The sequence below is a fragment of the Streptomyces sp. NRRL B-1140 genome, assembly GCF_001280065.1.
GTDB lineage: Bacteria > Actinomycetota > Actinomycetes > Streptomycetales > Streptomycetaceae > Streptomyces.
Genome location: NZ_LGEA01000096.1, coordinates 16,253 through 36,371, shown reverse-complemented (window position 1 = coordinate 36,371; position 20,119 = coordinate 16,253). Strand labels below are relative to the sequence as shown.

The 20,119-nt window shown below is 72.9% G+C and carries 19 protein-coding genes; 6 read left to right on the top strand and 13 right to left on the bottom strand.

Features of this window, described 5'->3' with window-relative positions; genetic code table 11:
• Window positions 1–288: 288 nt before the first annotated feature.
• From ADK65_RS17525 to ADK65_RS17510, 4 genes are all read right to left on the bottom strand, one after another.
• Window positions 289–3,159, bottom strand: a complete 2,871-nt coding sequence (locus ADK65_RS17525; RefSeq protein ID WP_053671106.1) for a DEAD/DEAH box helicase — start codon at window positions 3,157–3,159, stop codon at window positions 289–291.
• Between the two features lie 86 nt (window positions 3,160–3,245).
• A complete protein-coding gene (locus ADK65_RS17520) occupies window positions 3,246–3,827 on the bottom strand; it encodes a hypothetical protein (RefSeq protein ID WP_053671105.1) in 582 nt (193 codons plus the stop codon).
• A complete protein-coding gene (locus tag ADK65_RS17515) occupies window positions 3,824–4,972 on the bottom strand; it encodes an ROK family glucokinase (protein ID WP_053671104.1) in 1,149 nt (382 codons plus the stop codon). Before ADK65_RS17515 ends, ADK65_RS17520 begins: the two co-directional genes overlap by 4 nt.
• Window positions 4,973–5,080: 108 nt before the next feature.
• On the bottom strand, window positions 5,081–5,818 hold the full coding sequence (locus ADK65_RS17510; protein ID WP_053671103.1) for a GntR family transcriptional regulator: 738 nt from the start codon (window positions 5,816–5,818) through the stop codon (window positions 5,081–5,083).
• A gap of 128 nt (window positions 5,819–5,946) precedes the next feature.
• On the opposite strand from ADK65_RS17510, the gene ADK65_RS17505 reads away from it, so the two are divergent.
• Window positions 5,947–6,969 carry a Gfo/Idh/MocA family oxidoreductase gene (locus ADK65_RS17505; protein WP_053671102.1) on the top strand — a complete coding sequence of 341 codons (1,023 nt, stop codon included), beginning with the start codon at window positions 5,947–5,949 and terminating at the stop codon, window positions 6,967–6,969.
• 140 nt (window positions 6,970–7,109) lie between these two features.
• On the opposite strand, the gene ADK65_RS17500 is transcribed toward ADK65_RS17505, so the two are convergent.
• Both ADK65_RS17500 and ADK65_RS17495 read right to left on the bottom strand, forming a co-directional pair.
• Window positions 7,110–7,787: a response regulator gene (locus ADK65_RS17500; protein ID WP_053671101.1), complete on the bottom strand. Its 678-nt coding sequence runs from the start codon at window positions 7,785–7,787 to the stop codon at window positions 7,110–7,112.
• A gap of 46 nt (window positions 7,788–7,833) precedes the next feature.
• Window positions 7,834–9,051: a sensor histidine kinase gene (locus ADK65_RS17495; RefSeq protein WP_199825655.1), complete on the bottom strand. Its 1,218-nt coding sequence runs from the start codon at window positions 9,049–9,051 to the stop codon at window positions 7,834–7,836.
• A gap of 235 nt (window positions 9,052–9,286) precedes the next feature.
• Here ADK65_RS17495 and ADK65_RS17490 point away from each other — a divergent pair, with 235 nt between their 5' ends.
• A complete protein-coding gene (locus ADK65_RS17490) occupies window positions 9,287–9,487 on the top strand; it encodes a hypothetical protein (RefSeq protein ID WP_053671100.1) in 201 nt (66 codons plus the stop codon).
• Window positions 9,488–9,574: 87 nt separating this feature from the next.
• Here the strand turns inward: ADK65_RS17490 and ADK65_RS17485 are convergent, their stop codons facing one another.
• Together ADK65_RS17485 and ADK65_RS17480 are read right to left on the bottom strand one after the other, a co-directional pair.
• Window positions 9,575–10,201 carry a dihydrofolate reductase family protein gene (locus tag ADK65_RS17485; protein ID WP_053671099.1) on the bottom strand — a complete coding sequence of 209 codons (627 nt, stop codon included), beginning with the start codon at window positions 10,199–10,201 and terminating at the stop codon, window positions 9,575–9,577.
• A gap of 93 nt (window positions 10,202–10,294) precedes the next feature.
• A complete protein-coding gene (locus ADK65_RS17480; RefSeq protein ID WP_078956019.1) occupies window positions 10,295–11,125 on the bottom strand; it encodes an AIM24 family protein in 831 nt (276 codons plus the stop codon).
• A gap of 147 nt (window positions 11,126–11,272) precedes the next feature.
• Here ADK65_RS17480 and ADK65_RS17475 point away from each other — a divergent pair, with 147 nt between their 5' ends.
• Window positions 11,273–12,016, top strand: a complete 744-nt coding sequence (locus ADK65_RS17475; RefSeq protein ID WP_053671098.1) for a 3-oxoacyl-ACP reductase family protein — start codon at window positions 11,273–11,275, stop codon at window positions 12,014–12,016.
• A gap of 155 nt (window positions 12,017–12,171) precedes the next feature.
• Here ADK65_RS17475 and alc read toward each other — a convergent pair whose 3' ends face one another.
• Complete coding sequence (alc, locus tag ADK65_RS17470; RefSeq protein WP_053671097.1) at window positions 12,172–13,287, bottom strand: allantoicase; 1,116 nt, start codon at window positions 13,285–13,287, stop codon at window positions 12,172–12,174.
• Between the two features lie 38 nt (window positions 13,288–13,325).
• Complete coding sequence (allB, locus tag ADK65_RS17465; protein ID WP_053671096.1) at window positions 13,326–14,666, bottom strand: allantoinase AllB; 1,341 nt, start codon at window positions 14,664–14,666, stop codon at window positions 13,326–13,328.
• Window positions 14,667–14,913: 247 nt separating this feature from the next.
• Between allB and ADK65_RS17460 the strand changes: the two genes are divergently transcribed.
• Window positions 14,914–15,711, top strand: a complete 798-nt coding sequence (locus ADK65_RS17460) for an IclR family transcriptional regulator (protein WP_053671095.1) — start codon at window positions 14,914–14,916, stop codon at window positions 15,709–15,711.
• A 121-nt stretch (window positions 15,712–15,832) separates the two neighbouring features.
• Here the strand turns inward: ADK65_RS17460 and ADK65_RS17455 are convergent, their stop codons facing one another.
• Window positions 15,833–16,162 carry a DUF5955 family protein gene (locus ADK65_RS17455; protein ID WP_053671094.1) on the bottom strand — a complete coding sequence of 110 codons (330 nt, stop codon included), beginning with the start codon at window positions 16,160–16,162 and terminating at the stop codon, window positions 15,833–15,835.
• 242 nt (window positions 16,163–16,404) lie between these two features.
• On the opposite strand from ADK65_RS17455, the gene ADK65_RS17450 reads away from it, so the two are divergent.
• A complete protein-coding gene (locus tag ADK65_RS17450; protein WP_053671093.1) occupies window positions 16,405–17,019 on the top strand; it encodes a nucleotidyltransferase family protein in 615 nt (204 codons plus the stop codon).
• Window positions 17,020–17,227: 208 nt separating this feature from the next.
• Window positions 17,228–18,853 (top strand): malate synthase A, encoded by a 1,626-nt coding sequence (gene aceB / locus ADK65_RS17445; protein ID WP_053671092.1) that lies wholly within the window; start codon window positions 17,228–17,230, stop codon window positions 18,851–18,853.
• Window positions 18,854–18,860: 7 nt separating this feature from the next.
• Here the strand turns inward: aceB and ADK65_RS17440 are convergent, their stop codons facing one another.
• Together ADK65_RS17440 and ADK65_RS17435 are read right to left on the bottom strand one after the other, a co-directional pair.
• Window positions 18,861–19,130: a SelT/SelW/SelH family protein gene (locus ADK65_RS17440; protein WP_053671091.1), complete on the bottom strand. Its 270-nt coding sequence runs from the start codon at window positions 19,128–19,130 to the stop codon at window positions 18,861–18,863.
• Window positions 19,127–20,041, bottom strand: a complete 915-nt coding sequence (locus ADK65_RS17435; protein WP_053671090.1) for a HipA family kinase — start codon at window positions 20,039–20,041, stop codon at window positions 19,127–19,129. The genes ADK65_RS17440 and ADK65_RS17435 overlap by 4 nt, the downstream gene beginning before the upstream one ends.
• Window positions 20,042–20,119: the final 78 nt, after the last annotated feature.

Here is a 20,119-nt window from a genome sequence, read left to right as displayed (position 1 = left end):
GCAGCGGGCTCGACGGCATCGGCGTCCGCCCGTCCACCGCCCCGCTGCTCGGACACCGCCCTTCGCAGGGCCTCGCGTGCCACGTCCGCCGGCCTGGGCGCCGCGTGGTCTGCCGCTTCCCCGGTCATGGACGGCGGCTCCGGGCGGTCCGCCGGGGCCGGAGCGGGGTCCTGGGCCGCTCGCTCCCGGGCCTCTCGCAGGGCACGGCGGGCCTCGTCGGACGGGCGGGCGCTCATGACGTACTCCGCGGGGACGACGGGGTGGGCGGTTCGCAGACCGGGCGGGGTGTCATGACGACCTCCGCAGGGACACCAGGTCGGACAGCTCCCGGTCCGTCAGTTCCGTGAGGGAGGACTCGCCGGAGCCCAGGATCGCGTCGGCCAGGGCCCGCTTGGACTGGAGCATCTCCGCGATGCGGTCCTCGACGGTGCCTTCGGTGATGAGGCGGTGGACCTGCACCGGCTGGGTCTGGCCGATGCGGTAGGCGCGGTCGGTCGCCTGCTCCTCGACGGCGGGGTTCCACCAGCGGTCGAAGTGCACGACATGGCCCGCCCGGGTGAGGTTGAGACCGGTGCCGGCCGCCTTGAGCGACAGCACCAGGACCGGCGTCGATGCGGCCTGGAAGCGGTCCACCATGCGCTCCCGCTCGGGGACCGGCGTACCGCCGTGGAGGAGGTCGACCGGGACGGCACGGGTGGCCAGGTGGGAGGTGATCAGGCGGGCCATCCCGACGTACTGGGTGAAGACGAGGGCGGACCCGTCCTCGGCGAGCAGCGTGTCCAGCAGTTCGTCCAGCAGGGCGAGCTTCCCGGAGCGGGCGGCGAGCCGGTCTCCGGCGGCCGCGGTGTGCTCCTCCTTGAGGAACAGCGCGGGGTGGTCGCAGATCTGCTTCAGCGACGTGAGGAGCTTCAGTACCAGACCCCGGCGGGGCATGCCCTCGGCCGTCTCGATGGCGAGCATCGACTCGCGGACCACCGCCTCGTACAGCGCGGCCTGTTCGCGGGTGAGGGGCACCGGGTGGTCGGTCTCCGTCTTGGGCGGCAGCTCGGGCACGATGCCCGGGTCGGACTTCCTGCGGCGCAGCAGGAACGGCCGCACCAGGCGGGCCAGGCGCTCCACCGCCTCCTCGTCCTCGCCGTTCTCCACGGCACGCGCGTGCCGGGCGCGGAAGGACTTCAGCGGGCCGAGCAGGCCCGGGGTGGTCCAGTCGAGCAGGGCCCACAGCTCCGAGAGGTTGTTCTCCACGGGCGTGCCGGTCAGGGCCACGCGGGCGGGGGCCGGGATGGTGCGCAGGGCCTTGGCGGTGGCGGAGTAGGGGTTCTTGACGTGCTGTGCCTCGTCGGCCACGACCATCCCCCAGGCTCGCTCGGCCAGGGCCGGGGCGGCCGAGCGCATGGTGCCGTAGGTGGTGAGGACGAAGCCGCCCTCCAGGCCGTCGAGGCTGCGGTCCGGGCCGTGGAAGCGGCGGACGGGCACGCCGGGGGCGAAGCGGGTGATCTCCCGCTGCCAGTTGCCCAGCAGGGAGGCCGGGCACACGACGAGGGTGGGGTCGCGGCGGGCCCGCTTCAGGTGCAGGGCGATGAGGGTGACGGTCTTGCCGAGGCCCATGTCGTCGGCGAGGCAGCCGCCGAGGCCGAGAGTGGTCATCAGGTCGAGCCAGGCCAGGCCCCGCAGCTGGTAGTCCCGGAGGGTGGCTCGCAGGCCCGGGGGCGGTTCGGCCGGGCGGATCCCCGCGGTCAGGCGGTCGCGCAGGGCGGCCAGGGCGCCGACCGGGACGGCCGGGACCGTCTCGCCGTCCACGTCGGCCGTGCCGGTGAGGGCGACGGACAGCGCGTCGACGGGGTCGAGCAGGCCCAGGTCCCGTTTGCGGGCCTTGCGCACCAGCGCCGGGTCGACCAGCACCCACTGGTCGCGCAGCCGGACGACCGGGCGATGGGCCTCGGCGAGGGCGTCCATCTCGGTGTCGGTGAGCGGGTCGCCGCCGAGCGCGAGCTGCCAGCGGAACTGGAGGAGGTCCTCGCTCTCGAAGAAGCCGGTGCCGTCGGTCGCCGAGCCGGGGGCGGGACGGACCACCGCCGCCGCCGACAGGTCCTGCGCGAGGTCCCGCGGCCAGTGCACCGCGACCCCCGCCGCGGCGAGCCGGGTCGCCGCGATGCCCAGCAGGTCGGTGACCTCGTCCTCGGTCAGGGCCAGCACGTCGGGCACGTCCTGGCCGGCGAGCCGGTCCAGCGGGGGCCAGACGCGGGCCGCGCGGCGGACGGCGAGAGCCGCGTCCACGCGCGCGCGAGGGCCGAAGGCGTCCTCGGCCGCACCCGCCCACAGGGCCGCCGCGTCGGCCACGAGGGTGGGGTCGGCCAGGCTGTGCACCTGGACGATCGCGGCGCCGGCGCTGCGGGCCCCGCCGTCAAAGGCGTCGTCGAACAGGTCGTAGGCCGACAGGTCCAGGCGGAGCGAGATCCGCACGCCGGCGTCCATGCCCGCGGCGACTTCGGCGGCCCAGTCGTGGGCGGTGGGCAGATGCTGGGCCTCGCGGGCCGCGAAGGGCCGGCCGGAGGTGTGGGGTGCGGCCGGCGTGCGGGGCAGGGTGTCGGCGACGGCGTCGAGGAACGCCCGCACCAGCGCCTCCGGTTCGGGAAGGCGGATCGGGCCGGGGCCGTCCAGCGGCACGGCGTGCCCCTCGTAGGGCAGGGCGGCGGCCACCGCGCGCAGGTGTGCGATGTCGTCCGGGTCGAGGGGGCCGGCGCGCCAGGCGTCGTGGCCCGCGGCGGTCAGGCCGGGCAGCAGCCGGCCGCGGGCGGTCAGCCGCAGGGCGTGCAGGGCGGCGGCGCCCCAGCAGGCCGTGGCCGGGTGGGCCGCGGGGTCGTGCCGGGCGCGCACGAGGAGCGGCAGGGCGGCGTCGACCGGGAGGGTCAGCGCGGGGGTGGTGCGTCGCCGGACGCCGGTCGCGCCGTGCCGTCGGACGACGGTCAGTTCGGTCTCCACGGCATGTCCGGTGTCCTCGGAGTCGCCGGAGCCCCGCAGGGGCAGCGGTTCTCCCTCGGGGTCCCAGAAGGCGATGCGCCCCTCGCGCGGAAGGGGCGCGGGCAGGAAGACGGCAGGGAGCCGGGCCGGGACCGTCGCCTCCCCGTCCCGCGCGGCCGTCGCAGCCGTGTCTCCCATACGTCCTGCCACCTCCCGCCCCGCGTGTCGGATCATCCGTCTCCGACTCTACGGGCGGGGTCTGACAATCGGCCCCGGCGGCCGGGTCAGGGCACGGTCCGGGAGACGACGTACACCCAGGGGTACGCCGGGTTGGACAGGTCCACGACCACGTCGTGGGTGGGCGCCGGGTTCTTCTGCCGGTGGACGAAGCCGTACCAGGAGCCGGTCGTGGCGAACTTCCAGCCGGTGATCTTCCGGTCGCGTGCACCGATGGTGACGTCGCCCTGCTTGAGGTCCTCGCGGGTCACGCCCAGGCCGGTCAGGTAGGCGTCCAGGCCGGCCGCGTTGGTCTCGAACTGGGTGTAGAGGCGGCTGGTCTTCCAGTTGTTGGTCTCGTAGTACGCGACGTGCCAGGCGGGGTGCGGGACGGGCACCTGGTAGATGCGGCGCTGGAGCTTGGAGGGCCAGCCCGCGGTCAGGCCGGTCGCCGAGTACTTCGCCTCCTTGTCCTTGCCGCTGTCGCGGCTCTGGTTCGCGGAGATGACGAGGTAGCCGGCCGGGATGCCGATGAGGAGCACGATGATCAGCAGGGTGAGGGACCTGCGGCGGATCATGTGCCGGCGGTCCTCGACCGGACGGTCCGGGTCGTCGGGCCAGGGGCCTTGGTGGGGCAGGGAGGCGGTCACGGCGTCTCCTGGGTACTGCGGAGCGACTGCGTGTACCGCTCGAGGCGCTCGTAGCGCTCCACGCGGCGGCGCTTGGCGCGGCGGAAGCGGCGGGCGACCAGCCGGGCGAGGTCGGCGGCGCCGACCATGCCGGCCTCGGGGCCGAGCTGGGCCCGGACGATGCGGGCCTCGGGGCGGTAGCCGCGGCCGGTGAGGTGCCGCTTGAAGGCGTCGCGGGCCGGGCCGATCAGCAGGTCGTCGGCGGCCGAGACCCCGCCGCCGATCACGAAGCAGGAGGGGTCGAGGGCGGCGGCGAGGTTGGCGATGCCGACACCGAGCCACTGGCCGATGTCCTGGAGCAGTTCGATGCACATGGCGTCGCCCTCGCGGGCCAGCTCGGTGATCATCGGGCCGGTGATGTCGCCGATGCTGCCCTTGACGTGCTCGATGATCCCGTAGGCCACCGGCGAGTCGGCCGCCGCCAGCTCGCGGGCCTCGCGGACCAGGGCGTTCCCGGAGCTGTACTGCTCCCAGCAGCCGCGGTTGCCGCACGGGCAGCGGTGGCCGCCCGGTACGACCTGCATGTGGCCGAACTCGCCGGCGACGCCGTACTTGCCACGCTTGACCTGTCCGTCCTCGAGGATCGCGCCGCCGATGCCGGTGCCGAGGGTGATCATGACGAGGTGGTCCTCGCCGCGGCCGGCGCCGAAGCGCCACTCCGCCCAGGCGGCGGTGTTGGCGTCGTTGTCGACCAGGACGGGGACGGAGAGCCTGCCGGAGAGACGGTCGCGCAGGGGTTCGTTGCGCCAGGACAGGTGGGGTGCGAACAGCACGCGGTTGCGGTCGGCGTCCACCCAGCCGGCCGCACCGATGCCGACGGCGTGCACGTCGTGCCGGTCGGAGAGGTCCAGGACCAGCTCGGCGATGGTGTCCTCGACGACCTGGGGGCTCTTGGACTTGTCCGGGGTCTCCGTGCGGAGCATCTCCAGGATGTTGCCGTCGGCGTCGACGACACCCGCCATCACCTTCGTACCGCCGATGTCGATGCCGACCGTGGGCACGCGGGGGGCCGTCAGGTGCGAGCGGCGCTCCCGGGTGCCGACGGTGCGGAGCGCCGTGGCACGGCGGGAGCCGATGGGGGCGGTGAAGTCGCGGTAGGTGCTCATCGCCGCCGATTCTGCCTCACGGGGAGGCAGCGTGCGGAGCACAGGGGTGGTGCGGATCCTCGCCGCGTGCGGGCCGGCGGGGGCTCGTCACGCGGGTCCCCGCGCCGCCTAAGTACGCACGAGCAACTGGAATTCGAAGGAATAGCGCGTCGGGCGGTACGTGTGGGTGCCGTACTCGACGGCCCGGCCCGTGTCGTCGAACGTGACGCGTTGCATGGTCAGCAGCGGCGCGCCCGTCTCCTCCGCCAGCCGGTCCGCCTCCTCCGTCGTCGCCGCCCGGGCACCGATCGACTGGCGGGCGCTGTGCAGGGTGATGCCCGCCGATCGCATCAGCCGGTAGAGCCCGGTGGTCTCCAGCTGGCCGGTGTCGAGGTCGATGAGGCCGGGAGGCAGGAAGTTGCAGAGGTGGGCCATGGGCTCGCCGTGGGCGAGCCGGAGGCGCTCGACGCGGTGGACGTCGCTGTCCTCGGCGACGCCGAGTGCCGCGGCGACCTCGGCGGAGGCGGGAACCAGGTCGTTGACGAGGACCCGGGTGGCCGGGCGCTGGCCCGCCGCCTCCAGGTCGTCGTAGAGGCTGCTGAGCTCCAGCGGGCGTTTGACCTGGCTGTGCACGACCTGGGTGCCCACGCCGCGGCGGCGTACGAGGAGGCCCTTGTCGACGAGCGACTGGATCGCCTGGCGGACGGTCGGCCGGGACAGGCCGAGCCGGGCGGCGAGCTCGATCTCGTTGCCCAGCAGGCTGCCGGGGGTCAGCGTGCCGTGCTCGATAGCGGCCTCCAGCTGCTGGGACAGCTGGAAGTACAGCGGCACGGGGGAGCTGCGGTCCACGCTCAGCTCTAGCTGCACGGTCGGGTCCGTTTCTGGTTTCGGCACGGGCCGAGCGTAGCTCCGTGCGTTGTTGACGGGAAGTCGTGTAGTCAGATTGTCCGGACATGCAGATTGACAGCGGCGGGCTGTGCACGCACTTTGTTTTCATGCGCATCGGCGTCATCGGTACGGGCCGGATCGGCACCATCCACGCGAACACGCTCAGTCGGCATCGCGACGTCGGCTCCCTGATCCTCACGGACGCGGACCCGGCCAGGGCCCAGGAGCTGGCGCACCGGCTGGGCGAGACGGCGGCGCCCGGTGTGGAGGAGATCTTCCGCTGGGGAGTGGACGCCGTGGTGATCACGACGGCCACGTCGGCCCACGCCGAACTGATCGGTCGGGCAGCACGCTCGGGCCTGCCGGTGTTCTGCGAGAAGCCCATCGCGCTGGATCTGCCGGGGTCCCTGGCCGCGATCGCCGAGGTCGAGGCGGCCGGGACGGTTCTGCAGATGGGCTTCCAGCGCCGCTTCGACGCGGGCTACACGGGGGCGCGCGAGGCCGTGCGGTCCGGCAGGCTGGGGCGGCTGCACACCGTGCGGGCCCTGACCAGCGACCAGGCACCGCCGGACGCCGCGTGGCTGCCGCTGTCCGGCGGGCTGTACCGGGACACGCTGATCCACGACTTCGACGTGCTGCGCTGGGTGACCGGCCGGGAGGTCACGGACGTCTACGCGGCCGGTTCCGACGCCGGGCCCCGGATGTTCCGCGAGGCGGGCGACGTCGACACCGCGGCGGCTCTGCTGACCCTGGACGACGGCACGCTCGCCACTCTCACCGCGACCCGGATGAACGGAGCCGGCTACGACGTGCGCATGGAGCTCGCCGGGGAGCGCGACCAGATCGTGGTCGGCCTGGACGACCGTACGCCGATCGCGTCCACCGAGCCGACCGGGCCGCCGGCCGCGGACAAGCCCTGGACGGGCTTCCTGGAGCGGTTCGGCCCCGCCTACGAGGCGGAGCTGAACGCGTTCGTCGAGGTCGTCCGGGGCGAGCGGGCCAATCCCTGCGACGGGCGCGAGGCGCTGCAGGCACTGCGGGTCGCCGAGGCATGCGAACTGTCGCGACGCGAGCGCAGACCGGTACACCTGGCGGAGATCTCCGGCGGCACCTCCCCGGGCCTCGCCTGACCGCGCGACGTCCGGGACCCCTGGGGTGCCACCCATACACGGGCCTGACGACGAACGGGCCCAAACCCACCGGCCCGGCCACCCCGACACCCACCTGGCCACGGGCCGACAGCGATCCCCACGCGGCGCCTGTCCGATGGTCAGTGCTCCTCCGGTTCCTCCTCCAGGAGCCCCGCGTCATAGGCGAGCAGTGCGATCTGCACCCGGTTGTTGAGGCCGAGCTTGGCCAGGATGCGCGAGACGTGCGTCTTCACCGTGGCGACGCTCATGAACAGGCCGGCGGCGATCTCGGCGTTGGCCAGACCCCGGCCGACCGCGACGGCGACCTCGCGCTCGCGCTCGTTGAGGACGGTCAGGCGGTCCCGCGCCCGGGAACGGCGCATGTCGGCGGCGGTGCCCACGGCGTGCCGCATCAACTGGCGGGTGACGGTGGGCGACAGGACCGGGTCGCCGGCGGCGACCCGGCGAACGGCCGCCAGGATCTCGGCCGGCGGGGTGTCCTTGAGGACGAACCCGGCGGCACCGGCGCGCAGCGCGCGCAGCACCTGCCCGTCGGCGTGGAAGGTGGTGAGCACCACCACCTGCGGGGCGTCCTCGCGGGCGCGCAGCCGCTCCGTCGCCGTGAGACCGTCCACCACCGGCATCCGGATGTCCATGAGCACGACGTCCGGACGGGTGCGGTCGACGAGAACCTCCGCCTCGGCGCCGTCGGCGGCCTCGCCGACGATCTCGATGTCGTCCGCCCCGCCCATCATCAAGGACAACCCGGCCCGCACCAGCGGGTCGTCGTCGACGAGGAGCAGTCTGATCGCAGTCATGAGCCCTACGTAATCACGGCCGAGCCGGGCGACGGGTCCGAAAACGTCACCCCCACGGCAGCCACGCCCGCACCTCGAAACCGCCCTCCGCCGTGGGCCCGTGCTCCAGCCGGCCACCGGCCAGGGTCGCGCGTTCCGTGAGGCCGATCAGGCCCTGCCCGGAGCCGGGTACGGGCGGCACCTCACCCTCCGGCGGCGGGTTGCGTACCCGGACGGTGAGACCCGTGCCGGGGGCACCGGTGACGGTCACCGCGGCCTCCGTGCCGGGGGCGTGCTTGCGCGCGTTCGTCAGCCCCTCCTGGACGATCCGGTAGGCGGTGCGGCCGACGGAGGACGGGACACCGGCGGGGTCCTCGACGCGGTGCTCCAGGGAGACCTTCATGCCGGCCTCGCGGGACTCCGCGACCAGGGTGTCCAGCGCCGCGAGCGTCGGCTGCGGCCGGCCGGTGTCGTCCGGCTCGGCGGCCCGCAGCACCCCGATGATCTCCCGCAGGTCCTGGAGCGCCTCGTGCGCGCTCTCCCGGATCACGCCCGCGGCCCGCGCGGTCTGCGCCGGGGGCGCGTCGGGCCGGAACTCCAGGGCGCCCGCGTGCACGCTGAGCAGCGTCAGCCGGTGGGCGAGCACGTCGTGCATCTCCCGTGCGATGGCCTCGCGGGCCAGCCGCTGCGCCTGCTCGGCGCGCAGCCGCGCCTCGGTCTCGGCACGCCGGGCGCGGTCCCGCAGGCTCACCATGAGCTGCCGCTTGGCCCGGACGAACATGCCCCAGCCGACGGCCGCCACGGTGAGCACCACGGCGAAGGGAACGCTCACCAGGTAGGGGAGGTCCACGTCGGGGCGCACCCAGTAGTAGAGCGGCACCAGCGCCACGTTGACGCCGCCCACCCACCCCACGTACCGGAAGGGCCGGTGCACGGCCAGGGTGAACAGGGCGATGAGGCCCGCGCCGCCCGAGGTCTCCGAGAGGAAGCTGAGGGGGGTCATCGCCACGGCCAGCCCCAGCGGCCACCGCCGGCGGAGCCAGACGGCCGCGCAGGCCAGCGCACCGATCACCTGGTCGACCACGGCCAGACCGTGCGGCACACGGGGGTTGTCGGCGAGGGCCTCCAGGGCCAGCGCGCCCACCAGGACGGCCAGCAGGAAGCAGGTGAAGTCGACGACCCAGTCGCGGGCGGTACGCCGGGGGCGCCGCCCGGCCCGTGCCGCGTCGGGGTCGAGGTCGTGCAGGAGAGCCGACGGGAAGAACCATCTGCGCCCGGTGAACAGCGGAGGCGTCTGCCCCGCCGGCAGCGGGGAGGCGCGCCTCACGTCGTCATCACTCACGAGCGCTCAATCTATGCAGCGCGGGCCCGGCGCGCCCGCCCTGGCGCGGGATCGTCGACGAAAGTCGCCGCATCGCAGACTTTCGGTGCCGTCGTGGCACCGGAGCGGGGACTTCCGTCCCAGGGGTCTCGTCCCGCGGCCGATGCCCGTGGGGGGTCCGCGGGACGAGGCTGGTGGCATGAAGCAGGTACTGGAGGTTCTCGGTTTCCTCGCCCTGGTCCAGGGCGTGGCGGGCCTGGTGCACGAGTTCACCGACTGGAACTGGGGCCTGGTGCAGCGTCTCGGCTTCCTCGACGGCTACGAGGTCTACGCGAGCGTCACACTGCTCGTACTGGGAGTCGCCCTGTTCGCGGCGGCCGGGAGCCGGAAGTCCGTCTGACGTGCCGACGGACGTCCGGCCCGCGGTGTCCGTGAGGACTCAGGAGTCACCCGCGCACCGGGATCCTCGAACCGTCCTCAGGCGCCCTCACGCACCCTCCGGCAGACCGAACTCGCCGTACTCGGGGCGGCCCTTCAGGTCGTACGTCTGGACCGAGACGCCCGCGCCGGTGACGCTCCCGCCGGTGTGCTCGAACGCGGTCGGTACGGCGCCCTCCGTGAACAGCCGCAACCCGGCGCCGAGCACGACCGGGAAGGTCAGCAGGTGAAGGGTGTCGACGAGGTCGAGCGCGAGCAGGGAGCGGACGAGGGCGCCGCTTCCGTGCACCTGGACCTCACCGTCGGTGCGCTCCTTCACGGCGGCGACCTCTTCGGCGAGATCGCCGGTCAGCACCGTCGTACCGGCCCAGCCGGGGTCCTTCAGGGTCGAGGAGGGCACGTACTTCGGCAGCGAGTTCAGCCGGGAGGCGACCGGGTCGGCGGGGTCGGTCACCCTGGGCCAGTAGGTCGCGAAGATGTCGTACGTCCGGCGGCCCAGCAGGAAGGCGCCCGGACGGGTGAAGACCTCGCCGATGAACCGGCCGAAGTCCTCATCGGCGTAAGGGAAGCTCCAGCCGCCGTGGGTGAAGCCGCCGCGAGTGTCCTCCTGGGGACCGCCTGGGGCCTGGTAGACACCGTCGAGGGTGACGAAGAGGGTGGAGACGAGCTTGCCCATGGCGGGTGCCTTCCTTCCGGAGCGGACGAGGTCTGCTGTCATCGGTTCAGACCCCGTCGGCACCCGCAACTCATCGCTGGGCCGTACGCCCGCTCACTGGGCGTTCGTGGAGAACAGCCCGCCCGTCGGGCCCTGCTTGTCGCCGCCCTGGGCCTTCCTCAGGGCGTTGGCGAGACTCTCGATGGTGAGGGACTGCAGGATGACGCGGCCGTTGCCCTCCAGGGTGGCCAGGGACAGGCCCTCACCTCCGAAGACGGCGTTCATCAGGCCCTGGCGGTTGAGGCCGCCGACACGCTGGACGCCGTATCGGATGCCCTCCTCGAAGGCGACGACGCAGCCGGTGTCGACCTCGACGCGGCCGCCGAAGTCGGCCGGGTCGAGGTCGATGAAGTTCCCCGCGCCGGCGATGATCACCGTGCCGCGCCCGGTGAACTTCTCCAGCACGAATCCCTCGCCGCCGCTCCTGCCGGTACGGCCGCCCTGGAAGGCGATGCCGAAGTCCACGGTGGACTCGGCAGCCACGAAGGCGTCCTTCTCCGCGAACCACGCGCGCGTGCCGTCCAGTTCCAGCGCACGCATCTCCCCCGGCAGCACACCCGCGAAGCCGACGGTGCCTTCGCCGCCCCGGGTGGTGAAGTACTGGAAGGCGAGCGACTCGCCCGCCAGGACGCGCTGGCCCGCCTGCATGGCCGTGCCCATGGCCTGGCGCAGCAGCCCGCCCATGCCGCCGGAGCCGGAGCCGGAGCCACCTGACTGCGGCTGCCCGCCACCGCTGCCCGACGGGCCGCCCAGGCGGGTCTCCATGGTCACGTTCGTGGTCTTGAACAGGAACTTTCCGGCCTCGCAGTACACCGTCTGACCGGGCTGCAGGCTGACGACCGCCATCTGCATGGCGTTGCCGACGATCTCTTGCTGAAGGGTCACGACCGGAGAACGCGGGAGACGGAGGCAAAGGTTCCGCTTGTACGCCGGATCGGGTGTGCCGGAGCGGGGGCCTCCGGGGGCCCGTCCGGGAACCTCGACGTCCGTTCGCCGCCAGCGCCGGTGCCGTGCCGCCGCTGGGATGGACCCATGACTTCTCAGGGAATTCTGGACGGCAAGGTGGCTCTCGTGACCGGCGGGAGCCGGGGCATCGGTGCGGCGACGGCGCTACGGCTGGCGCGCGAGGGCGCGGACGTGGCCGTCGGTTATGTGAACGGCAAGGAGGCGGCCGAGGACGTCGTACGCGCCGTGGAGGCGCTGGGGCGCCGGGCGGTGGCGCTGCGCGCGGACACGGGAGATGCCACCGAGGCGGCCGAGATGGTGGACGCGGCGGCGGAGGCGCTGGGCAGGCTCGACATCCTGGTCAACAACGCCGGTGTGGGGGTGCTCGGCCCGCTGGACACCCTGCCGCTCGCGGACGTGGAACGGGTACTCGACGTCAACGTGCGGGGTGTCTTCCTGGCCTCCCAGGCGGCCGCCGCGTGGCTGCCCGAGGGCGGGCGGATCATCACGATCGGCAGTTGCATGGCCCAGCGGGTGCCGGGGCCGGGCGGGACCCTCTACGCGACGAGCAAGGCGGCCCTGGCGGGTCTGACCAAGGCACTGGCCCGGGAACTGGGCGGGCGCGGGATCACGGCGAACCTGGTGCTACCCGGCCCGATCGACACGGACATGAACCCGGCGGACGGGCCGTACGCGGCGGGTCAGGCTGCGATGACCGCGCTGGGACGGTTCGGGACGGCGGAGGAGGTGGCGTCGATGGTCGCCTACCTGGCGGGGGCCACGTATGTGACCGGGGCGGAGTTCTCGGTGGACGGCGGGCACGCGGCGTGAAGCCGGTGGAACGCGCGGTGCGGTGGGGCCCGTGGCACGGGGTGCTGTCCCACAGGTGAAGGCACACGCCTCGCAGCGGCAGTGTCCCCACCGCCGAAGCCCGTGGGGCGCACGGCCCGACGGCCGTCGCGCCCCACGGGTCCTACCGTGGTGGGTCAGCCGCCCAGCTCCTGGTGGCGGGCCGCCAGGTGGCTCGCACCCTCCTGGGTCAGGGAGCCGAACAGGCGGAGCCGGGAGATGCCGCCGTCCGGGAAGATGTCCACGCGCGCGTGCGTGCCGACCGCCGGGGCCGGCAGGACGAAGCGGTGGTTGGTGTCGGGCTGGAGGCGGGTGCGGGGCAGGATCTCCCGCCAGTCGCCGTCCTCGCCGTCCTTCACCGACACCGACGCCCAGCCGGCGCTGTTGCCCTTGAGGTAGGCGGTGTCGATCTCCAGGGCACGGATCTGCGCCTGGGCGGCCAGCCGGTAGCGGATCCAGTCGTGGCCCCGGTCGCGGCGGCGGCGGGTCTCCCAGCCGTCGTCCATCTTGCGGGAGCGGCCCGGCTGGATGGTGTTGGAGGCGGGCGAGTAGAAGAGGTTGGAGGCGTCCTCGGCCCGGCCTCCGTTCTCCAGGGCGACGACGTCGAAGGTGCCCAGCGCCTCCAGCCAGGCGGGGTCGGGGACGACCTCGCCGTGCACGCGCAGGCGGGCGATGCCGCCGTCGGGGTGCTGGTTGACCCTGAGGTGCGTGAAGCGCTGCTCGACGTCGACGGCGAAACCGTTCGCCGCGTGACCGCCGACCGCGGTGCGCGGGACGAGGGTCGTCCACTTCACGTCGTCCCCGAGAAGTTCCTCCGGCGACGGGGAGCCCGGTACGCAGGTGCCCTCGACCGACACCGCCTGAGGGTAATTGCCGCGGAAGTGGGCGGTGTCGACGACGATCCCGCGGATCACGCCCGGGGCGCCGAGACGGACCAGCGCCCAGTCGTGGTCCTCCTCGGCCGGCCAGGGGTGGTCGGCCGAGGCGCCCCGGCGGCGGCGGGTCTCCCAGCCGTCCATGATCTTGCCCTTGTGCCCGAAGTGCTCGGGGTCGAACGCGGCGGGCTCGGGCACCAGCAGGTTCTCGCGCTGGGCGAAGAACTCGTCGTTGGCGGCGATGACACCGGCCCCGAGGCGCCGGTCGGCGAGGTCGGCGTACGAGGTGAAGGGGAAGTCGGCGGTACGGTAGTCCGCGTACGGGTCGCCGCCTCCGTAGGGGTTCGCGTCGCCGGTGAAACGGGGAATCGCCGTCACGATGATCAGGTCTTCCTTTCGGGTGTCCGGGGTGGGAGTCAGTGGGTCCGGGTGAGGAGCCGCCCCTTCGGTTCGGTGAACTCGCCGTCCGCGACGATGCGCTGCCCGCGCAGCCAGGTGGACTTCACGACGCCGTGCAGGGTCTTGCCCGCGTACGCCGTGACGCGGTTGCGGTGCTGGAGGGCCACCGGGTCGACGGTGAAGGTCTCCTCGGGTGCGAGGACGGCGAAGTCGGCGTCGCGGCCCGCCGCGATGGCGCCCTTGCGGTCGTCGAGCCCGACCAGTGCGGACGTGCGCGCGGACATCCAGCGGACGACGTCCTCCAGGCCGTGCCCGCGCCTGCGTGCCTCGGTCCACACCGCCGCCAGGCTGAGCTGGAGTCCGGAGATGCCACCCCAGGCCGTCGCGAAGTCGTCGGTCTTCAGGTCGGCCGTGGACGGGGAGTGGTCGGTGACGACGCAGTCGATGGTGCCGTCGGCGAGGGCCTGCCAGAGGAGGTCCTGGTTGGCGGCCTCGCGGATGGGCGGGCAGCACTTGAACTCGCTGGCCCCGTCGGGGACTTCCTCGGCGGTGAGGGTCAGATAGTGGGGGCAGGTCTCCACGGTGATGCGGACGCCCTCCGCCCGCGCCTCGGCGATCATCGGCAGGGCATCGCTGGAGGACAGGTGCAGCACGTGCACGCGCGCGTCGAGGGCCTTGGCCTCGCGGATGAGCTGGGCGATGGCGGTGTCCTCGGCGTCCCGGGGGCGGGAGGCGAGGAAGTCGGCGTACTTCGGGCCCGGTTGCTGCGGGGCCGAGGCGAGCAGGTGGGGGTCCTCGGCGTGCACGATGAGCAGGCCGTCGAAGGCGGCGATCTCGGCCATGGTGCGGGCCAGGGGATCGCGCTCCAGGTGCGGGAACTCGTCCACGCCGGACGGCGACAGGAACGCCTTGAAGCCGAACACCCCGGCCTCGTGCAGCGGGCGGAGTTCCTTGACGTTGTCGGGCAGGGCGCCGCCCCAGAACCCGACGTCGATGTGCGCCTTGTCGGCGGCGACCCGCTGCTTGGTCCGCAGGTGCGGAACGGTCGTGGTCGGCGGGAGGGAGTTGAGGGGCATGTCGACCAGGGTCGTGATGCCACCGGCCGCCGCGGCGCGGGTGGCGGTCCAGAAGCCCTCCCACTCGGTGCGGCCCGGATCGTTGACGTGCACGTGCGTGTCGACCAGGCCGGGCAGCAGGACGTGGTCGCCGAGGTCCTCCAGGCGGGCGCTCTCCGGTACGGGCGCGTCGTACGGGAGGACGGCCGTGATCGTGCCGTCGGTCACCGCGACGGACGCGGCCCGCGTTCCTTCGGGGGTGATCACTCGCGTCGAGCGCAGCACCAGTTCAGCGTCGGACACCCGGACCCCTTACTTCCAGCCGCTTCCGCGAAACGGAATTCAACTTTCTGTTGAAGGAGTCTTCACTCCCTCTTTCGCGCAGTCAAGGGCACACTTGCCCATGGCGCCCTTTCCCGCACACTCCTGGACGTTTCCACAAAGCGGAATTAAACTTCCAGCAGGCAGAACGTAGCTATGTACAAGCGGGGAGTCAACCGACTGCCGGGTAGGCTTCTGCCCTTCCCGCCCGCCCCGAAAGGAACGCGCCGTGCCGACGTCCAGCGCCAGCACCACCGACTCCGCCCGGTCCTCCGCCAACGGCGGCGTCCAGTCCCTGGAGCGCGCCTTCGACCTGCTCGAACGGATGGCGGACGCGGGCGGCGAGGTCGGCCTGAGCGAGCTGTCCGCGAGCAGCGGCCTTCCCCTGCCGACCATCCACCGCCTGATGCGCACCCTGGTCGCCTGCGGGTACGTTCGTCAGCAGCCCAACCGGCGGTATGCGCTCGGCCCGCGCCTGATCCGCCTCGGCGAGTCCGCCTCCCGGCTGCTGGGCACCTGGGCGCGTCCGTACCTCGCGCGCCTGGTGGAGGAGACCGGCGAGACGGCGAACATGGCCCTGCTCGACGGGGACGAGATCGTCTACGTGGCCCAGGTGCCCTCGAAGCACTCGATGCGCATGTTCACGGAGGTCGGCCGGCGGGTGCTGCCGCACTCCACGGGCGTGGGCAAGGCGCTGCTCGCCGGCTTCCCGCCGGAGGAGGTGCGGGCGCTGCTCTCCCGTACGGGCATGCCCGCCGCGACGGAGAAGACGATCACCACGCCGGACGGCTTCCTCGCGGCCCTGGAGGACGTGCGCCGGCAGGGCTTCGCCATCGACGACAACGAGCAGGAGATCGGGGTGCGCTGCCTGGCGGTCCCGGTACCCGACTCCCCCACCGCCGCGGCCATCTCCATCTCGGGCCCGGCGGGCCGGGTCACCGAAGCCCTGACGGACAGGATCGTGCCGGTGCTCCAGCAGGTCGCGGGTGAGCTGTCCGAGGCGCTCGCCAGCCAGAGCCCCGCGTAAAGGGGGGCCTGGGCGGCCTGGCCCCGCGCGGGCCGACCGAGCCCCGCGCGACGGGGCCGGCCCCCGGGGCGGCGAGCGGCCTGGTCATCGCGGACCGCCCGGCCGATGCGCCGGACAGGCCCTAACCCTGACCCCGCACCGGCCCCCCGAAGAGATCCACCGCCCGCCGGACCTCCGTCAGCTCGGCGGACAGTGCGCTCACCGAGCCGATCGCGCCCGCGATGAGCAGGAGGGAGCGGCGCAGGCGAGGGATCTCGGGGATGCCGTCGGCGGCCATGGCGGCCACCGTGGCCAGTTCCTCCTCTGCGATGGTCCGGTCGGCGAACTCGCCGGGATGGGCGGCCAGTCGGCGGCGCAACCGGGACACGGCGGAGCGCAGCTCCGTCACGCGCGGATCCTCGCCACCGCCGGTCACGGGCCCCTGCCGCTTCTGCTCGACGCTCCGCAACACAGTCCTCCCCCTCGCACCTCGCCGTGCGCGTGTCCCTCCGACACGAAGCCCCCGCCCCGGGCAGCCGTCGGGCGCCCGGCCGGTCGGTGCGCGCGACAGTAAACGACGCGGACCGCCGGGCGCCAGTCCATTGCGTCATCGACTTGTTTCGCTGAGTGACTTTCTGGCCCGGGGCGCACGCCTGTGCGACGCGCGCCTCGCGCCGTCGCACTCCCGTACGGGGCGTGCGGTATGCAGGAGCCATGACGACACGGGAGACGACGGGCGGGGCGCGGGCGGTCACGGGACTGCTGCTCGCGGCCGGGGGCGGGCGGCGGCTCGGCGGACGCCCCAAGGCGCTGCTCCCGCACCGGGGGCGGCCCCTGGTGGAGCACGCGGTGCGGGTACTGCGGGAGGGCGGCTGCGCGGCGGTCCACGTCGTCCTGGGCGCACAGGCCGACGCTGTGCGCGCACGGGCCTCACTGCCGGACTGCACCCTGGTCGACAACCCCGACTGGGAGCAGGGCATGGGGAGTTCACTGCGCGCCGGGCTCGATTCACTGGCCGGCACGGGAGCCCGGGCCGCCCTGGTGTCACTCGTGGACCAGCCCGGGATCGGACCCGAGGCGGTGGCCCGGGTCCTCGCGGCGTACGAGGGCGAGGAGACGCTCGCCGGCGCCGCGTACGACGGCGTGCGCGGCCACCCGGTGCTGTTCGGCGCCGCCCACTGGGCGGGCATCGCCTCAGGCGCCACCGGGGACCTGGGAGCACGCGCCTACCTGAAGGAGCACCGGCAGGCGATCACCCTCGTCGAGTGCGGCGACGTGGCCCGGCCGTTCGACATCGACACCGAGGCCGATCTGACCCACCTGGAGTGAACGGCGTGGCACGGAGCGCCACCTTGCCTCGACTCGGAGAATCTCGACATCAACAGACGATTGAACTTCCACCATGAGGAAACTAGTATCCACTGTTCAGAAGCGCCCTACGGGCCCAAGGGCGCCGAACGCCGTATTCGGGAAGACTGGCACCCGGTGCCGAGCACGCCGGCTCGTCTTCACAGCTCGCTGAAGGAAGTGACCGTCCATGTCCGCTCCAGCGCCGTCCCCGCTGGCCATCGTCGACGCCGAACCCCTGCCCCGGCAGGAGGAGGTCCTCACCGAAGCGGCGCTCGCCTTCGTGGCCGAGCTGCACCGGCGGTTCACGCCCCGGCGTGACGAACTCCTCGCCCGCCGCGCCGAGCGCCGCGCCGAGATCGCCCGCACCTCCACCCTCGACTTCCTCCCGGAGACCGCCGCGATCCGCGACGACGACTCCTGGAAGGTCGCCCCGGCCCCGGACGCCCTGAACGACCGCCGGGTCGAGATCACCGGTCCCACCGACCGCAAGATGACCATCAACGCCCTCAACTCGGGCGCCCGGGTGTGGCTCGCGGACTTCGAGGACGCCTCCGCGCCCACCTGGGAGAACGTGGTCGGCGGCCAGCTGAACCTGAGCGACGCCTACACCCGGAACATCGACTTCACCGACCCGACGTCCGGCAAGTCGTACGCCCTGAAGGCGAACGAGGAGCTCGCCACGGTCGTCATGCGACCGCGCGGCTGGCACCTGAACGAGCGTCACCTCGTCGACGCCGACGGCACCCCCGTGCCCGGCGCCCTCGTCGACTTCGGCCTGTACTTCTTCCACAACGCCCAGCGCCTGCTGGACCTCGGCAAGGGACCGTACTTCTACCTCCCCAAGACGGAGTCCCACCTGGAGGCGCGCCTGTGGAACGAGGTGTTCGTCTTCGCCCAGGACTACTGCGGCATCCCGCAGGGCACCGTCCGCGCGACCGTCCTCATCGAGACGATCACCGCCGCCTACGAGATGGAGGAGATCCTCTACGAGCTGCGCGAGCACGCCTCCGGGCTGAACGCGGGCCGCTGGGACTACCTGTTCTCCATCGTCAAGAACTTCCGTGACGGCGGCGCCAGGTTCGTCCTGCCGGACCGCAACGCGGTCACGATGACGGCCCCGTTCATGCGTGCCTACACCGAACTCCTCGTCCGCACCTGCCACAAGCGCGGCGCCCACGCCATCGGCGGCATGGCGGCCTTCATCCCCTCCCGCCGGGACGCCGAGGTCAACAAGGTCGCCTTCGAGAAGGTCCGTGCCGACAAGGACCGCGAGGCGAACGACGGCTTCGACGGCTCCTGGGTCGCCCACCCCGACCTCGTGCCGATCGCCATGGAGTCCTTCGACAAGGTCCTCGGCGACAAGCCGAACCAGAAGCACCGGCTGCGTGAGGACGTCGACGTCAAGGCGGCCGACCTGATCGCCGTCGACTCCCTCGACGCCAAGCCCACCTACGCGGGCCTGGTGAACGCCGTGCAGGTCGGCATCCGTTACATCGAGGCCTGGCTGCGCGGCCTCGGCGCCGTCGCCATCTTCAACCTCATGGAGGACGCGGCCACCGCCGAGATCTCCCGCTCCCAGATCTGGCAGTGGATCAACGCGGAGGTCGTCCTCGACAACGGCGAGCAGGTCACCGCCGACCTGGCCCGCAAGGTCGCCGCCGAGGAACTCGCGAACATCAGGGCCGAGATCGGCGACGAGGTCTTCGCGGCCGGCAACTGGCAGCAGGCGCACGATCTGCTGCTGACGGTCTCCCTCGACGAGGACTACGCCGACTTCCTGACGCTCCCGGCGTACGAGCAGCTCAAGGGCTGAACCGCCGCTACCGCTCCGAGTGGCCCAGGGTCCTGCCCGGGGCCACTCGGTCGCGTACGGCCTTCTTCACCGCCGTCGGCTCCGGGAAGCCCTGCTCGCGGCGGTCCCACACGACCTCGTCGCCGACGCGGACGACGAACACGCCGCCCGTGCCGGGTTTCAGGGCCACCTCCGTCAGTTCGGCCTCGAACGTGGTCAGCAGCTCCTGCGCCAGCCAGGCCGCGCGGGGCAGCCAGCGGCACTGGGTGCAGTACTCGATCTCGACACGGCCACTCATCCGAGGTGCACCGACCAATCCTGCTGGGCCGCGGGCTTGCCGTGCAGGTCGGGCACCTGCCTGAGCCACGCGGGGCGTCCTTGCTGGTTCCTCGCCGCCCGGCGGGCCTCCTCGGCGGCGAGCTCCTCCCGGCTCGGGAAGTCGGTGGGCAGCCAGGCCGCGGAGGCCAGCACGCGTGCGTGGAGGTACGTCACATAGGCCTCGCGCGCCTCGTCCGCCGTGGCGAAACCCGGCTCGTCCGCGAGCCAGGCGTCCGGGACCTCGGCGAGGATCCGCCGCAGCAGTTCCCCGGTGACCCGGGGCGCCAGTTCGGCGTCGGCCGCCCGGACGTCGGGGCCGTGGTGGCCGAGGGCGTGGTGCCGGAAGTCGTAGGCCTTGCCTGGGTCGGCGGCGTCCCAGCGGTGGTGGAAGACGAGGGCGGCGCCGTGGTCGATCAGCCACAGGCGCGGGCGTGCGACGCCGAGGGTGGGCCAGACCATCAGGTTGGAACTGTGGACCGTGCGGTCGACGTTCACGGTCAGGGCGTCGAGCCAGACGATCCTGCCCGCCTCCAGCGGGTCGACGCGGAAGACCTGAGAGATCTCCGGTGTGAAGTCCCGGGCGCCCGGCAGGTAGTCCATGCCGAGGTTGACGCCCGCACTGGCCGCGTGCAGCCCCCGCACCTCCTGGTGCGGCTCGTGGCCGGCGATCGCCGGGTCGAAGTGGACCAGGACCAGCTCGGGGAAGCGCAGGCCTAGCGCACGGGCCAGTTCCCCCACGATGACCTCGGCGACCAGCGCCTTGCGGCCCTGCGCGGAGCCGGTGAACTTGACGACGTAGGTGCCGAGGTCGTCCGCCTCGACGACACCGGGCACGGAGCCGCCGGAGCGCAGGGGTTCGACGTAGCGGGTCGCGGTGACCTCTCTCAGCATGGTCCTGAGCTCCCCCGGGGCAGAGTCCGAAGGGGCCATGGTAACCAGGCGCGACGGCCACGGAGGGGCCCTGGCCCG